The organism is Bacillus sp. SH7-1, from assembly GCF_008042405.1.
Taxonomy (GTDB): domain Bacteria; phylum Bacillota; class Bacilli; order Bacillales; family Bacillaceae_G; genus Bacillus_A; species Bacillus_A thuringiensis_N.
Genome location: NZ_QNUD01000020.1, coordinates 46773 through 62482, shown reverse-complemented (window position 1 = coordinate 62482; position 15710 = coordinate 46773). Strand labels below are relative to the sequence as shown.

Here is a 15710-nt window from a genome sequence, read left to right as displayed (position 1 = left end):
GTACTTTATTACTTATACTTTTCCACCATATAATCCTCTTCTTAAGAAGAGATTTTCAAGTCGCTATTAAATAAACATATCGTTATTCATCGAAGAATTAAATCAATGAAATAACAACAAAACCAAGTTTGTGCGCCAGCTGGCGGTTCTGTTATTGTTCGTATGTAATCTTATTTAAACAAAAAAACACACTTTGTATAATAAAGTGTGTTTTTTTGTTATCTTCTTTTTTGATGAAATCCTTGTGTAATGCGGTCTAATATAATCGCAATGACAACAATAGCTAGTCCGGCTTCAAATCCCATTCCGATATTAACTTGTGTTACAGAGCGGTATACATCAACTCCAAGACCTGGTGCTCCTACAAGTGATGCTGTTACTACCATCGATAAAGAAAGCATAATGCTTTGATTCACACCAGCCATGATCGTTCCAGTTGCGAGTGGTAATTGTACTTTAAATAATTTTTGTGATGCGGTTGAGCCAAATGCATCCGCTGCTTCAATTAAATCTTCTGGAACTTGTCTAATTCCTAAATCAGTAAAACGAATTGTTGGCGGCATTGCAAAGATTACTGATGCAATAATCCCCGGTACTACACCTACTCCGAAAAATGTAATCGCGGGAATAAGATATACGAAAGCCGGCATTGTTTGCATAAAATCTAATGTCGGTTTTAAAAATTTTGAAAACCGTTCATTTTGCGAAGCTAAAATACCGATTGGGATACCTACAATGATTGAAATAATAACAGATGTAAGTACGAGAGCTAATGTCTGCATCGTTTGTGCCCAGTAGTTAATATTTAAAATAAATAATAACCCGATCAGTGTAAAAATGACTAAAGATACTTTTCTCGTTGTGTACCAAATGAGGAAACAAAGGATGATAATCATGAATATGGCTGGTATTATTGTTAAAAAATTAGTGAGTAAATCAACGAATCCGCCGATAATATAAGAGAATCCTCGGAATAAGCCTTCAAAGTGCTCATATAAACTTGCAACAAATGAGTCGACCCATTCCCCTAAAGGAATACGTGGTATACTATTCATCGTCTTTCACCTCTTCCTCAATATTACCTGCAAGAGCTTGAATGACACTTTCACGTTTAATAATTCCTCTTAGCCTTTTTTTCTCATCGATTACTGGTAACGGATATTTCATCTCCGCCATTTTTGCATACGTTTCCTCTAATAAAGTATCTAAATATACGTGCGGAATATCGTTAAGTAATAAATCAGCAATCGGCCACTGTTTTTGAACTGCTTTACTTGCATCATCCGCAGTTAATATACCTAAAAACTCATACTTTTTATTAACTACATAAACAGTAGAAACCCCGGCGTTCCTCATAATTTGAAGTGCCACACGTGGTCCGCGATCAATTAGTAATGTCTCCGGTCGTTTTAATATAGATTCCGCTGTAATTACTTTTCCTAAATTCACATCCGCCACGAATTTCTCTACAAATTCATTGGCAGGGCTCATCATAATCTCCTCCGGTGTTCCAATTTGGACAACCTCTCCATCCTTCATTAATGCAATTCGATCACCAATTCGAAGAGCTTCATCCAAATCATGTGTAATAAATATGATTGTTTTCTCCATTTTATCTTGAAGTTCTAATAGCTCATCTTGCATTTCTTTTCGAATAAGTGGATCTAACGCACTAAATGACTCATCCATCAATAAAACATCTGGGTCATTCGTTAGTGCCCTTGCGATTCCAACGCGTTGCTGCATTCCACCACTAAGTTGACTTGGATAATTATCTTTATGATGGTCTAATCCAACTAACTTCAAAGATTCCAACGCTTTTTTCTCTCGTTCCTCAACTGAAACTCCCTGAATTTCTAACCCGTACGCAACGTTTTGTATCACTGTACGATGAGGAAATAAAGCGAACTTTTGAAATACCATGCTCATCTTCGTTCTTCTCACTCTTCGCAACTCTTCTTTCCCCATCGTTGCGATGTCTTCACCATCTATGTATATATGACCCGCGGTTGGTTTAATTAATTGGTTTAACATACGAACTAACGTAGATTTCCCGCTACCAGACAAACCCATAATAACGAAAATTTCTCCCGTATATACTTCGAACGTTGCCTTTTTCACACCAACGTTCATTCCTGTCTCTTTTAAAATATCCGATTTACTTTTTCCCTCTTTTAATAAGGAAAGGGCTCTTTGCGGGTGTTTCCCAAATACTTTTGTTACGTTTTCAACACGCACCTTTGTATTATCCATGTCACTACTCCTTTTCTACCCATCTATTCACATAGTGTTGCGATTTTACAAAGAAATATTACATAAAAATGACATTCATAAGATTTCTTTAAAATTCTCGTTTCCGTTCATAATAAGAATGCTTACTTATACATTTATTTAAAAAGGCAAACGTTCCTTAGGAGGTTTTCAATGAGAAAGAAAATATGGCTTATATGCCTTGCATTATTTATTACTATGATTTTCACTTCATGTAATGCAACAAATGCAAATTCGAAAGGAAAAATTAAACTTGGTGTAACAAGTTGGAAAGAAAACATTGCAACAGCAAACATGTGGAAAGTTTTATTAGAACAAAAAGGCTACAAAGTTGAACTCATGTATTTAGAAAAAGCGGCAATTTGGACTGGTGTCGCTCGTGGTGATGTTGATGCTAATTTAGAAGTATGGCTACCCGTTACGGATAAACCGCTAAACGATCGTTATAAAGATGATATTGTCTTAAAATCAAAATGGTATGAAGGTACTGGACTTGGCCTTGTCGTACCTTCTTATATGAAAAGCATAAATAGTATCGAGGATTTAAATGCTCATAAAGATGAACTAGATAACAAAATTGTCGGTATCGAACCCGGTAGTAGTCTTATGAATTTAACGAATAAAGCAATGAAGGAATATGATATTAAACTAAAACTTGTCCAATCTTCTGAAGCGGCGATGATGAGTGAACTAAAGAAAGCATTTACGAAGAAGAAACCAATCGCTGTTACGCTTTGGAATCCGCATTGGGGCTTTTCAGAATTTGACTTAAAATATTTAAAAGACCCTAAGAAAGTATATGGTGAAAAAGATGACATTTATTACTCTGTTCGTAAAGGTTTCGAAAAAGATCATCCGGATATCGTGAAATACTTTGATAAATGGAAAATGAACGATGAACAGCTTGGTACATTAATGGTCATGTTAAATAAAACGAAAGATCCAGAAGAAGCTGCTCGAAATTGGATTAAAAAGAATCAATCGTTAGTTGATGAATGGATTAAAGATTAAAAAACAGGCTAGAGAATTAGCATATTCTCTAGCCTGTTTTATGTTATTTTTTCTCAACGACCCCATCAACAATCCCATATTCTTTAGCTTCCTCTGCTGTCATAAAATAATCTCTTTCCGTATCATGTGCTATTTTTTCGATTGGCTGTCCTGTTCTGTCAGCAATAATTTGATTAATGTCATGCTTTAATTTCAATATTCTTTTTGCTGTAATTTCGATTTCTGTTGCTTGCCCTTTTACACCGCCAAGTGGCTGATGAATCATGATTTCACTATTAGGAAGCGCAAATCTTTTTCCTTTTGCGCCAGCTAATAGTAAAAGGGCACCAAATGATGCTGCTAAGCCCATACAAAGCGTTTGCACATCCGGTTTAATAAGATTCATTGTATCTAATATTGCAAATCCCGCTGTCGTTGAGCCGCCAGGACTATTAATATACAGGAATATATCTTTCTCTGCGTCTTCCGCTTCTAAAAATAATAATTGCGCTACTACGCTGCTCGCAACCTGATCATTAATCTCTGAACCGATTATAATAATTCGGTCTTTTAATAACCTTGAATATATATCATAGGAACGTTCTCCTAATTTCGTTTGTTCTACTACATATGGAATTGCATTCATTTTAAATCCCTCCAATAATTGTTATGCCGCGCAAAGCATACAACTGTAGGAAGAAGGGTTTTTCGCATTAAATAATAAGACTGGCTGTTTAGATGGTAACTTAGTAAAATCAATTGTCGGAAGAAGTTTGGTTAATAATTCCGGCCTTTCTTCACGAATAGACGTTACTACAACTTCAATATCATCTGTGAATTCGACTATCTCAATCCCTTCTTCACTTACAGTTTTCAGCCTATTTCTACTCCGAAATAAAGAAGCTTTCACTGCCCCTTCCGATACGGAACATACTTTGGCAATATCAGCGATACTATATTGAAAAACATCCTTTAATAATAAAATTGTGGATTGCTGTACATTTAATGAAAATAATACTTTCCCTACCATTTCATGCAAATCCGCAATTTTTTCATGTGGTTCTTCAAAAGTAATTTGATCTCTTATTTTTTCATGAACTGATTTTGACTTTATTTGATCTAACCAACGATTTCTAGCTATTTTATATACAAGCGTCATACAAATATCTTTATCACCATATTTTTGAAGAACTTTACAAACTGTTTCTTGGGCAAGATCTTCGCCGTCCCATTTGTTTTTCGTTAAAAATGTACAGTACCTTTTCAATTCTCCATATTGCTCAATTAAAAAGTTTATATTTGAATGATTCATATCGATATGATTTTTTAAAATATGAGTTACTTTTGTGCACAAAATAACCACTCCTTTTCAGCGCTTACTTAATTAACGATTCAACAAATAAAAAAGTTACGGGGCATATAAAAAAATTATGTTTATGTTCAAGAATTCGCGGTCATAAATATGTTATGTACAATTTTACGTGAGGAGGAACAATTTTGCCAAAATTAACAATTGAAGGTGCAGGAACTTTTGATGTAAAAGAAGGCACAAAATTAGTATTAGCGATTGAAGACAACGGTGTAAACATACTCCATCGTTGCGGCGGAAAAGCACGTTGCACAACTTGTAGAGTAGAAATTATAGCGGGTGATTTTTGTGAAGCGAGTGCGTATGAAAAAAATGCGATGACGGAAAAAGGGATTGAGGATCATTTACGATTATCTTGTCAAATGCGTGTACATAAAGATTTAGTCGTTCGTCCGGTACTTACAGTTGAGAATTCAGGTCTTGATGCTGGACCACGTCCGGCGGAATAAAGCGATGAATCTAAAACAACTCGCAGGTGAATATGCTGCAAACTTTGTAAAAGATGGAATGACAGTTGGGCTTGGCACAGGTTCAACTGTATATTGGACGATTCAAAAATTAGGTGATCGTGTAAAAGAAGGGTTATCATTTCAAGCTGTACCGACATCAAAGGAAACAGAGGCATTAGCACAACAATTAAATATCCCATTGATTTCGTTAAACGACGTACAAAGTCTTGATCTTACAATTGATGGAGCTGATGAAATTGATCCTAATTTACAGCTTATTAAAGGCGGCGGTGGTGCATTACTACGAGAGAAAATTGTAGCCTCCTCCTCGAAAGAACTTATAATTATCGCTGATGAATCAAAAGTTGTGACACGCTTAGGTACTTTCCCATTACCTGTTGAAATTATACCTTTTTCATGGAAACAAACAGAAAGTAAAATTCAGTCTTTAGGATGCCAAACGACGTTACGTTTGAAAAATAACGATACATTTATAACCGATAACAATAACATAATTATAGATTGTATATTCCCTAATCATATATCTAATCCTGCCCATTTACACACTGAATTAAAAATGATTACTGGTGTAGTTGAAACCGGATTGTTTGTTAATATGACTAGTAGGGCGATAATTGGAACAAAAAATGGGATACAGGAATTATAATGAAAGCTGACTCTTACAGTCAGCTTTTTATATTTTCTCTTTATTACGTATCATTATGATATACTATGAAAACAACAGCATATTACACTAGAAAGGGCTGAACAATTTGCACTCCAAACTCATAACAGAACTTACAGATTTAGAAACTGCCTTTCACATTCGAAAAGAAGTATTTGTAAAAGAACAAAATGTCCCACTTGAAGATGAATTCGATATGTTTGATGAAATCGGAGAGAAATGTAAACATATTTTAGTTTATTATAATAAGCTTCCTGTAGGTACAGGTCGTATACGATTTGTTGATGGTATTGGTAAATTAGAACGCATTTGTATTTTAAAAGACTATCGTAAATACGGATTAGGAAAAGTAATAATTCAAGCGTTGGAAGAAATTGCTCGTGACAAAGAAGCTACAAAAGTAAAACTACACGGCCAAACACAAGCTGAAGGGTTTTATAAAAAACTAGATTATCAAACTTCTTCTGATGTATTTATGGAAGATGGAATTCCGCATATACTTATGACGAAAATATTATCATAATAAAAAGTGTAGTATATGAAACTACTTTATGTATTCATATACTACACTTTTTTATTAATAGAAAAATGAATTCTCAAGATGTCCTTTTGCATCAAAGCCCATTATCTCTTAGTTCATACCTCGGTAAAGCTTATATTGTTTTCCATAATGATAAGGCATAAATCCAGTTTGGATCCCCATTTCCTTTATAACTCTGGACTGCTTCATATACTTTTCCCTCGTGTAGAACTCTATCTCCCTTTTCATATACTTTCCTTGCATCCCACTCTTCATATGAAGCGCTTTCAGCTTTTGTAGTAATTGTGAATATATCACTCTGTACAGATTCATTTCCAGCTCCATCAACAGCTTTCACTACATATTTATAAATAGTATTAGGGAGTAAATTTTTATCCATATAAGAAGTCGTATTGGATGTTGCAATCTTTTTCATCGATCCTTCTGTTTCTCTATAAATATCGTAATGGTCTACACCAATATTATCGTCAGAAGGACTCCACATTAGATCCACACTTGACGTTGTTGTTCCCATACTATGTAATCCTTTTGGTTGTGTTGGTGCTTCTGTATCAGGAGCCTCAACTGTCGTTTTCACTGTATATGCTGCACTTTCTTTCGAGACATTTCCAGCTGTGTCAATCGCTTTTACAGTATAAGAATATTCCGTACTTGGTTGTAATTTTTTATCAATAAAATGAGTGCCCGGTACAGTGTCGATCATCTCTCCGTTACGGAAGATTTGATATCCTTTTACCCCTATATTATCCGTAGAAGCGTTCCATGCTAGTTCTATACTATGCGCTGTTACTTTTTGTTCCTGAATTCCATTTGGAATACTTGGAGCTTCTGTATCTGGTTTTACGTCATTGATGAGATTAACATCAATTACATTATAAAATGCATTTGCAGTATCAGCTACATCCCATACTGCTAAAATCACATGATATCCACTTCGATCAGTAGGTACATTGATTTTGTGAGTTAAATTATTTGAGGCTGCAGAACCATCATGTTGTACAGTTCCAATTGGTTCAAAATCTGCTCTTGTGAGCGCTTTATTTGGATTCCATCCTTTTTTTGTAATATAGTAATGCCATTTACTCGTTAAATGAGGCGCTGTATACTTCCAAGTAAATGTATTTTCCCCACCTGTGATTGTATTTTTAAACCAACGATTGTCTGCTTGTTGATCTAAAATACCACCAAATTTACCACCTGCAGAAGCGATTTGCCCATCAACTGGGCCACCTTGCGGGAATCCTTTTGGTGCTTCTAAGCTTTGCGGTTCATACATAACACTTCCGCAATTTACATTTAGTGCACCATAAGTTGGACTACATAAAGCAGATCGGCTGCCAGGCTTTTCAACAAAACCGTGCGCGTATGCGTTTTGAGGAATAAGTGTCGTACCAATAATTCCAGCTGTTAATGCAACAGCTCCTAGACTTTTTTTGTTCATTTTCATGTTTTGTAGTTGTTTTAAAAATCGATTATTCATGTTCCTGTCCCCTTCTTGTTATACTTTGTAGTGTAATGTGGGCTTTGATGTAAAAGAATAACGAGAGACAATCTTGTATCGATGTATGTGTTAGTTATGCATACACCGCAGTGAAAATATATTTCTATTCATGTGAAATATTTCACTTAATGAATATATCATGACATAGAAATCAACAAAACATGTGCAGAAGTTGTGCAGAAAATGTGAAAGCATTACTAACACGTAATACTATGGTCAGAATTTATAAAACAGGATATTTAATCTTTCAATGTAATTGATTCTCCGCTTTATATAACAGAAAAGTGTCTATACCATTTCATATAGACACTTTTCTCATGTATAACCTTCTATTTATTACTGACCTATAAATGTAAAAATCTCATCGACAGCTTGTTTATGCCCACCAGATTTTCGAAATGACTTCTTCAAATGTAATGCAGCTTCTTTATATGATGGATTATTTAATACAAGTTCTACACTTTCACGTAGTTGTTCCACAGTTAATTCTTTCATAGATAACTTAATCCCAGCTCCTAGATTCTCTACTTGCTTTGCGATTACTGGCTGATCTGCACTTTGCGGAATTACAATGAGTGGAATCCCGTTATTTAATCCTTCATGTGTACTGTTCATTCCGCCATGTGTAATAAACAACTTTGTATATGCAAGTAGTTTAGTTTGTGGTACATAGTTTTTCACAATGAAGTTTTTAGGAATAGTACCTAAATTACTTATTTTCGTTTTATTACCAATAGACATCACAATAGTATGCTCACTATTTTCAAACGTCTTCATACAGAGTTTATAAAAATCAAGCGCTTCATTAAAAACAGTGCCTAGAGAAATATAAATTGGGCTTTTTTCTTCAATTGAAGTAAAATCAAAGTCTTCATTTTTTACTTGTGAAGAAATAGATGGGCCTACAAATTTATATGTTTCATCAAACATATCAACAAAAGGTTGAAATTCTTTAATCGTATACACAATAGTGAGTGATGCTGGGTTACAAAAAACTTCATACGGTGAGTTTATTTCAACACTATATTTTTCTGCAATTCCTTTTGTTAAGTTTTGAAAATCTTTATGTATTCTATCCTGAATTTCCAGCGGGATATTTTTAGAAAGGTGTTCTAACATTCGTTTAAATGATTTTTCATCCTGCGCAAAAGATGTACAGGAGTTTATGGCAGGAAGATTTAGAATTTGAGCAATTATACGGCCACAGCCAAACATCGAATCATGAATCATATAATCAAAATGTTCCCCTTCAATTTGTTCAAGAACACTGGGTATAATAACATCTGCTGTATGTAGAAGGCCGTTTATTCTTTCCTGCAAATAATTTCTACCACCGGAAAGAAACGCTTCTATAAATTTTTGGTCATCAATCGTTCGTACAGTAGCACCTGTCTTCTCAATACGCTCCCTGAAAGCTTCTATTGAAAAATAAACTACCTCTTCCCCGCGCGAAACTAATTCTTCTACAACTTGCAATGTTGGATTTATATGCCCTTCTGATCCAGTATTAATGAATAAAACACGTGCCACTTTAAACACTCCTTAAGTCAAATCTATTCTAGCGTGTTAAGAATATCGATACTCTCTAAAATCTTTGTTATATACTATTCTTTTATTAAATTGACCTTGCAAGCCTAAAACCAAGGTCATCTATATGAAATGTAGGATGGCTACGTCGGCGACAAGTCGCACCACAACCTCTAGCTTCTTCAGCCCAACTGCCACCTCGAAAAATCCGGTATGATCCATACACCTTTTCATCATACAAATCATAGCACCATTCCCAAACGTTCCCTAACATATCATAAAGTCCCCATGCATTCGGCTCTTTTTTACCAACGTCTTGAATTTGTCCATTTGAATTTTCATTATACCATGCTATTTTCTGAAGTTCTCCATATGTATATCCTGGCGTACCAGCTTTACATGCGTATTGCCACTCTGCATCAGATGGTAATCGATAGCCATTTGAATGTAAGTTACAACTAACCTTTTTCCCCTCATCTTGTATAGAATAAAACTCTGTAAGCCCTGCTGTTTTAGAGAGTGAATTACAAAAAGTAATTGCATCATGCCATGAAATATTTACAACTGGCTTATTGCTATTTTTATAATCATTACATGTACTATTTGTAATAGCATCATATAATTCCATCGTTACAACATACTTTGCAAGAAGAAATGGTTTTATTTGAACTTGCCATTCTTTTTTTATGCGATCATCTCTTAATACTACTTCTCCTTCTGGAATATTGATCATTAATGAATCGATCCTTTGAATTAAATCGTTATTCATTCTCTATTCCTCCAAGCATTCTTTTTACATAGGTTCCTATTACAAAATACAATTTTCAGGAATGTTTAAATACATCATTATAAAAAAAAATAGTTTTATTAAACTAATCTTTAATATCCACAAAGAATTGTTGTGTCACATGCTATTATATGCGCTGTAAAAACTTCCGAACCTCACTTGAAGATTTTAAAACAATAACCTTTTTCTCTTCTGGCAATTGCTCTAACTCTTTTATAATTGTAGGTCGTTTAACATTAGGATATTCCCATATCCATTTAAAAAATTGCAAATCAAATCTTTCTTCACATCCCGCGCCCATATCCGGTCTTGTTTTATTCCGATATTGTACAACTCTTTTAAAAGCACGACAAACACATATCGTTCTATGAATATCAAGAAAGATAATTGTATCAGCTGCGTTCATTCTTATGTCCATCGTCCCGCCATAATTCCCATCAATAATCCACTTTTCTCCTTTAACTAATTCATTTTGAACAACTCTTTGCTCCTCTTTCGGTACACCCTCCCAATTTGGTTTCCAAAATAACGCATCAAGATGATGTACTTTAATATTTAGTTTATTCCCTAACTCTTTTGCTAATGTAGATTTCCCTGAACCACCAGAACCTATTAATATTATTTTTTTCATAAATACATACCCCTTTTCAGATTATCCTATTTCTTCCGTAACATAAACTCAAAAAATATTCCTACCCCAACACCAATTGTATAAGCAACTAAATCACTCCACAAAAATCCATAACCTAATACGAGTCCGCCTAAAGTCGTTGCACGAACACTATCTATCCATTCAGCATGGTATAATTGGCTCACTTCAATCCCGTAGCAAAACATTAAACTAATAAAAACCAATTTCTTTGTTTCTATTTTAGGAAATAAAAATCCGAATCCAGTAAATATCATCAACGCCCATAAAGCATCACCTAAATAATCATTTAATAGAGCGGGCAGCGCAAAAGCTAACTTTCTTGAGCTAAGACCTAAAATGATTACAACAATAGTAAAAAGTGCATATAATAATCGATTTCGTTCCGTATTCATATCAAGTTCTCCTAATATGTAATTTAAAACTACAAATAGCTAGTAAAATATAATCATTTTACTAGCTATTTATTAATTGCTTTAATAATAAGAAAATGGGGATTTGTATTTAAATAATGATAAGATTTTTCATTTACTTCTTTCATCTTTTCAACTGGCCTCGGTTCCACCATTTTTTCTAGCACAAAATAATTTGTAGTTCCATTAATAATGTCTTGAAGTGACCTTCTAAAAAATTCAACTTCAATTGTAATGTTTGGTTTAACCCAAGTATCTACTAATAATTGTTTTTCGAAATAATTTTCACAGGTGAAATTTGTAAAGTCCATAAAAGGATGATGAATGGAGTATATAAATTCGCCACCTGGCTTCAATACTCGACGAAACTCCTGAAATACTTGATTCCAATTTTCTAAGTAATGAAGAGTTAACGAACTTACAATTACATCAAAAGTATGATCTTCAAACGGTAATACTTCTTGCAAGTCATGACAAAGAAACGTTGCTTTATCACCCATACTTTCTTTTGCAGCTTTTACCATTTCAGAACTTACATCAATTGCAGTAACATTTGCTCCTCTTTCTACAAATTGAGAAGTATACCATCCAGCTGCACATCCGGCATCTAGTATACTCTTCCCTTCTAATTTCTTTGGAATCATCTCCATCATCGCTGGTCTTTCATAATAGCTGTTATATGGATTTGCCAAATCTAGATTTTCTTTATATGTACTCGCTAATTTATCATATGTACCTTTGATCGTGTCTTTCAATACATCCACCTCTTATACATATTAATCTAATAACTCTTGCTGCTTTTTCTTTGAAAATGACTGTAGAACTAAATCATACGACCAATCAATCATCTTATTAATTTGCTCCTGCTCTACATCTTTATGTATATACACTGTATTCCAATGTTTTTTATTCATATGATATCCTGGAATGATTGTATCTGGATAATCGTCTCTTATTCTTATTGCAAGTTCTGGATCACATTTTAATGTTATTGCCGCTTTTTCGCCTTCTTCATGGTTCAATATCGCAAATATTTTATTATTAAGCCTCATACATGTTGCACTCCAACCATCAGGAGAATCTTCTGTCGCTTTTCTTTTCGATAAACAATACGCCCTTGTTGCAATCATACTAATTGCCACCTCTTATTCTTTCGCTATTTGAATCCGATGCATTACAATTTGTTTTGTCGCTTGAAACTGCTGTTGACCATAAAACTTTATAAGTTTCTCTCCACAAAATAGGCTCACAATATCGATATGAGATATCTCTTCAAGTAACATTGTAAGCATCTTCTCTCCAATACCTTTATTTCTTACACTACCATGTACAACAACATCTTCTATGTACGCCCGAAAAACACCATCTGAAACAACTCTAGCAAAACCAATTAACTCATTTTCTTTCCATACCCCAATTGCTATACTGTTCTTTAACATTTTTTCAATATCGATTTCTTTTCTTTCTGGCCACCAACCGACAGAATCGTAAAGCTTCTTTAATTTTTCTGCGCAGATTGGTTGATCAATTTGTAATTTATACGTGTACATTTTCTTTCTCCCATTAAATAGAATGTAAATTATTATAACTAATTTTATCAATATTTAAATTTGATATTAACAAGGTCGTTTACACACTTGTTAGCACCTTTCATTAAGTTACTATTATGACATTTAAGCGAATTACTCAATTCGATATACACAGTGCAGCTTCTCCACGTATTTATTTTTCCTTACTTCCCTTCCATCACTATTTAGTTTTGGAATCCAACCTATTACCAAACCTTCATAAGATTAATTTATAATACAAATTTTACAATTGCAATATAAACAGTTCTTCACTATCTTTCATATCCCCTCTATTAAATTACCTTATTTAAAATTGATGAATTCGTGAATATACACAATTACTAATAAGATATTTATCTATTAAACCTTGAATTACTTGTAAGAAATGGTAAAGTTAATAAGGTAAAAAATACATTAAGTGAGGCGATTTTTTGAAAAAGTTTAGTTTATTACTAACAGCATTTGTCATGATTTTAACATTGTTCATTCCAAATCTTACAAGTGCCAAATCTTTCCCTGATGTCCAAGCTAATCATTGGGCAATTAAAGAAATTAACTATTTATCGGATAAAGGTATCATTAAAGGTACGCCAGAAGGAACTTTTAAACCGAGTGATGATGTAACTCGTGGACAAATGGCCTTAATGCTAGATTTATCATTAAAATTAGAAAAACCATCTAGCTATAATCATATTTTTTCTGATGTAGCCAAAGGTATCTATTACTATGATTCTGTACATAAGTTAGCACATAACAACATTGTACAACGCGAAACAAACTACTTCCCTAACCGCTCATTATCTCGTGCAGAAATGGCAGTAGTTCTTGTTAAAACTTTTGATTTGAAACCGACAGGTGCCGACGTAAATTTCCCTGATGTTCCATCTAATCACTGGGGTTACAATTATGTCAAAATTTTAGCTCAAAATAATATTACCGCTGGATTCCCTGATGGTACATTTGGTCCAGACGTAAAAGTAACTCGTGAGCAATTCGCTGCATTTTTGGCTCGTGTATTAGAACCAAATTTCCGTCCAGCTCTTCCTAAGCCTAAAGATAACTTAGAGGTGCATTATATTGATGTAGGACAAGGTGATGCTACTTTTATTAAATCCCCAAGTGGAGAAACGATTCTTATTGACGGTGGTAACAACGGAAAAGGTAAAGTAGTAGCAAATTATTTAAAAGGATTAGGATTCCAAACTATTGATTATATGATCGCCACTCATCCTGATGCTGATCATGTAGGCGGATTAGATGAAGTCTTATATTCTATGAATGTAAAAAACGTTTACGCGCCTAAAGTAAGTCATACGACACAAACGTTTAAAGACTTTTTAACTGCAGTAGCTAACAAAGGGTTAACTATTAAAGAAGCGAAATCTGGAGTAACTTTACCAATCAATGGTTTAAACTCTCAATTTTTAGCTCCTGTTAAAGAATACGGTAACGATCTAAATGAGTGGAGTGCTGTATTAAAAGTAACACATGGCAGCAAATCTTTCTTATTTACTGGTGATGCTGAATCTAAAAGTGAAAAAGATATGATTGCAACACATGGCTCTAACCTAAAGGCTGATGTATTAAAACCTGGTCACCATGGAAGTAAGACATCTTCTTCTCAACCATTTTTAGATGCAGTGAAACCAAGTATCGCTGTGATCAGTGCAGGTGCAGGTAACCGATATGGCCATCCTACACAGGAAACTTTAGCTAAGTTAAATGCAATGGCTGTTAAGGTATATAGAACTGATTTAAATGGAACTGTAACTATTAATAGTGATGGTTCTAGCATTTCTGTAAGAACGGAGAGATAATTATGAAAAGAGGTATTATTGACCGTTTTGAAGGCGAACTAGCAGTTATTGAAGTGAATAACGTAACAATTGATGTACCTAAATCCAAACTCCCTTCCACTGCAAAAGAGGGTGATGTTCTTATAATACAGGATGATACTTATACAATTGATAAGGACGAAACAGATAAAAGAAGACGTGAAATACAAGATTTAATGAATAAACTATTTGAATAGTAAAAAAGAGCCCTCCAAAACCTGGACGGCTCTTTTTTTGCACAAATAGTAGCTAGCTATTTTTTTATTATTTAACTTCATACCACCAACCTTTTCGATCAAGCCAACTTTTCATTGCGTTTAATTGCGTATCACTAGTAGGTTCAGTAACAAAATATGTTAAACCATCCGATTGTAAAATGAAGGTAGCAGTCATTTTTAAAGAAGTTAACGCTCCCATAACATTTGGAGTTTCATAAGGTGAAAAGGCTCCAGATTGGATGATATTTTGTTTAGAAACTTGTGCTTGTACGTTTTCTTGTTTTGGTACTGATTCAGTAAACCAAGAAAGTGGCTTATTTCCTATCAATTGGTTTAAATCACATTTACCGATACCTGGTACATTACCTGTCTCAGTGTATTGCCAAATATCACAAGGATATACTGGTTTATTACCACCATACCTAGGAATCCATACAAAATCACTTTTTACGTTCGCCATACCGAAAGGCTCATATACATGATGCCCAACATATAAGCCAACTTTCTTAGCACCTAGTCGGCGTAACTCATCGATAAAAGCTTGTGTACCAGCTCTCATATCATCCATTGTTTTCACTTCTACATCAGCAGCCCAAACTGTAGCACTCTTATCACCACGATTCCAAAAATCTTGTGCCTCCTTCTTCGCATCAGCAATTGAAATAAAGCGGCAGAATGCATAGTTACCGAACGGAATATTTCTTGTTTTCATTGCTTGAACATAACTTTTATATAAAGGATCTACATAATTCGAACCATCCTGTACCCTAGCGATTACGAAATCTAGTTGTGGAGCTGCTACATCCCAGTTAATGTTACCGTTCCATTTTGAAATATCTACAATATAACCTATTACTTTACACCTCCTATAGCATTATTATATTCAGAGCTCGTCTTATTGCTCTTC

At 34.3% G+C, this 15710-nt stretch carries 19 protein-coding genes; 6 read left to right on the top strand and 13 right to left on the bottom strand.

Annotated elements, in window-relative coordinates:
• Positions 1-218: 218 nt before the first annotated feature.
• On the bottom strand, positions 219-1055 hold the full coding sequence (locus tag DN390_RS17895; RefSeq protein WP_147808000.1) for an ABC transporter permease: 837 nt from the start codon (positions 1053-1055) through the stop codon (positions 219-221).
• On the bottom strand, positions 1048-2253 hold the full coding sequence (locus DN390_RS17890; RefSeq protein WP_097952339.1) for a quaternary amine ABC transporter ATP-binding protein: 1206 nt from the start codon (positions 2251-2253) through the stop codon (positions 1048-1050). Before DN390_RS17890 ends, DN390_RS17895 begins: the two co-directional genes overlap by 8 nt.
• Positions 2254-2424: 171 nt before the next feature.
• On the opposite strand from DN390_RS17890, the gene DN390_RS17885 reads away from it, so the two are divergent.
• A complete protein-coding gene (locus DN390_RS17885) occupies positions 2425-3282 on the top strand; it encodes a glycine betaine ABC transporter substrate-binding protein (RefSeq protein WP_147807999.1) in 858 nt (285 codons plus the stop codon).
• Positions 3283-3325: 43 nt separating this feature from the next.
• Here the strand turns inward: DN390_RS17885 and clpP are convergent, their stop codons facing one another.
• Both clpP and DN390_RS17875 read right to left on the bottom strand, forming a co-directional pair.
• A complete protein-coding gene (gene clpP, locus DN390_RS17880) occupies positions 3326-3907 on the bottom strand; it encodes an ATP-dependent Clp endopeptidase proteolytic subunit ClpP (protein ID WP_097952343.1) in 582 nt (193 codons plus the stop codon).
• 21 nt (positions 3908-3928) lie between these two features.
• On the bottom strand, positions 3929-4615 hold the full coding sequence (locus DN390_RS17875; protein WP_147807998.1) for an RNA polymerase subunit sigma-70: 687 nt from the start codon (positions 4613-4615) through the stop codon (positions 3929-3931).
• 143 nt (positions 4616-4758) lie between these two features.
• On the opposite strand from DN390_RS17875, the gene DN390_RS17870 reads away from it, so the two are divergent.
• The 3 genes from DN390_RS17870 to DN390_RS17860 all read left to right on the top strand — a co-directional run bounded on the left by DN390_RS17870 (position 4759) and on the right by DN390_RS17860 (position 6287).
• Positions 4759-5079: a 2Fe-2S iron-sulfur cluster-binding protein gene (locus DN390_RS17870; RefSeq protein ID WP_147807997.1), complete on the top strand. Its 321-nt coding sequence runs from the start codon at positions 4759-4761 to the stop codon at positions 5077-5079.
• 4 nt (positions 5080-5083) lie between these two features.
• Entirely contained in the window at positions 5084-5746 is a 663-nt protein-coding gene (rpiA, locus tag DN390_RS17865) for a ribose 5-phosphate isomerase A (RefSeq protein WP_147807996.1), read from the top strand.
• Between the two features lie 106 nt (positions 5747-5852).
• A complete protein-coding gene (locus DN390_RS17860; RefSeq protein ID WP_147807995.1) occupies positions 5853-6287 on the top strand; it encodes a GNAT family N-acetyltransferase in 435 nt (144 codons plus the stop codon).
• 130 nt (positions 6288-6417) lie between these two features.
• On the opposite strand, the gene DN390_RS17855 is transcribed toward DN390_RS17860, so the two are convergent.
• The 8 genes from DN390_RS17855 to DN390_RS17820 form a co-directional block, all read right to left on the bottom strand.
• Positions 6418-7785: a lytic polysaccharide monooxygenase gene (locus DN390_RS17855; protein WP_147807994.1), complete on the bottom strand. Its 1368-nt coding sequence runs from the start codon at positions 7783-7785 to the stop codon at positions 6418-6420.
• A gap of 357 nt (positions 7786-8142) precedes the next feature.
• A complete protein-coding gene (locus DN390_RS17850) occupies positions 8143-9336 on the bottom strand; it encodes a macrolide family glycosyltransferase (protein ID WP_147807993.1) in 1194 nt (397 codons plus the stop codon).
• A gap of 85 nt (positions 9337-9421) precedes the next feature.
• On the bottom strand, positions 9422-10102 hold the full coding sequence (locus DN390_RS17845) for a formylglycine-generating enzyme family protein (RefSeq protein ID WP_147807992.1): 681 nt from the start codon (positions 10100-10102) through the stop codon (positions 9422-9424).
• 145 nt (positions 10103-10247) lie between these two features.
• Positions 10248-10751, bottom strand: coding sequence for a DNA topology modulation protein (locus DN390_RS17840; protein WP_147807991.1), 504 nt, complete (start codon positions 10749-10751; stop codon positions 10248-10250).
• 26 nt (positions 10752-10777) lie between these two features.
• Positions 10778-11164, bottom strand: a complete 387-nt coding sequence (locus tag DN390_RS17835; RefSeq protein WP_147807990.1) for a ribosomal maturation YjgA family protein — start codon at positions 11162-11164, stop codon at positions 10778-10780.
• A 65-nt stretch (positions 11165-11229) separates the two neighbouring features.
• Positions 11230-11937 carry a class I SAM-dependent methyltransferase gene (locus DN390_RS17830; RefSeq protein WP_147807989.1) on the bottom strand — a complete coding sequence of 236 codons (708 nt, stop codon included), beginning with the start codon at positions 11935-11937 and terminating at the stop codon, positions 11230-11232.
• 21 nt (positions 11938-11958) lie between these two features.
• Positions 11959-12312, bottom strand: a complete 354-nt coding sequence (locus DN390_RS17825; RefSeq protein WP_147807988.1) for an MmcQ/YjbR family DNA-binding protein — start codon at positions 12310-12312, stop codon at positions 11959-11961.
• Positions 12313-12327: 15 nt separating this feature from the next.
• Entirely contained in the window at positions 12328-12732 is a 405-nt protein-coding gene (locus DN390_RS17820; protein WP_147807987.1) for a GNAT family N-acetyltransferase, read from the bottom strand.
• Positions 12733-13181: 449 nt separating this feature from the next.
• On the opposite strand from DN390_RS17820, the gene DN390_RS17815 reads away from it, so the two are divergent.
• Positions 13182-14567 carry an S-layer homology domain-containing protein gene (locus DN390_RS17815; RefSeq protein ID WP_147807986.1) on the top strand — a complete coding sequence of 462 codons (1386 nt, stop codon included), beginning with the start codon at positions 13182-13184 and terminating at the stop codon, positions 14565-14567.
• Positions 14568-14569: 2 nt separating this feature from the next.
• Positions 14570-14782, top strand: coding sequence for a DUF3006 domain-containing protein (locus DN390_RS17810; RefSeq protein ID WP_060631152.1), 213 nt, complete (start codon positions 14570-14572; stop codon positions 14780-14782).
• Between the two features lie 67 nt (positions 14783-14849).
• On the opposite strand, the gene DN390_RS17805 is transcribed toward DN390_RS17810, so the two are convergent.
• Entirely contained in the window at positions 14850-15656 is an 807-nt protein-coding gene (locus tag DN390_RS17805) for a GH25 family lysozyme (protein ID WP_147807985.1), read from the bottom strand.
• Positions 15657-15710 lie beyond the last annotated feature (54 nt).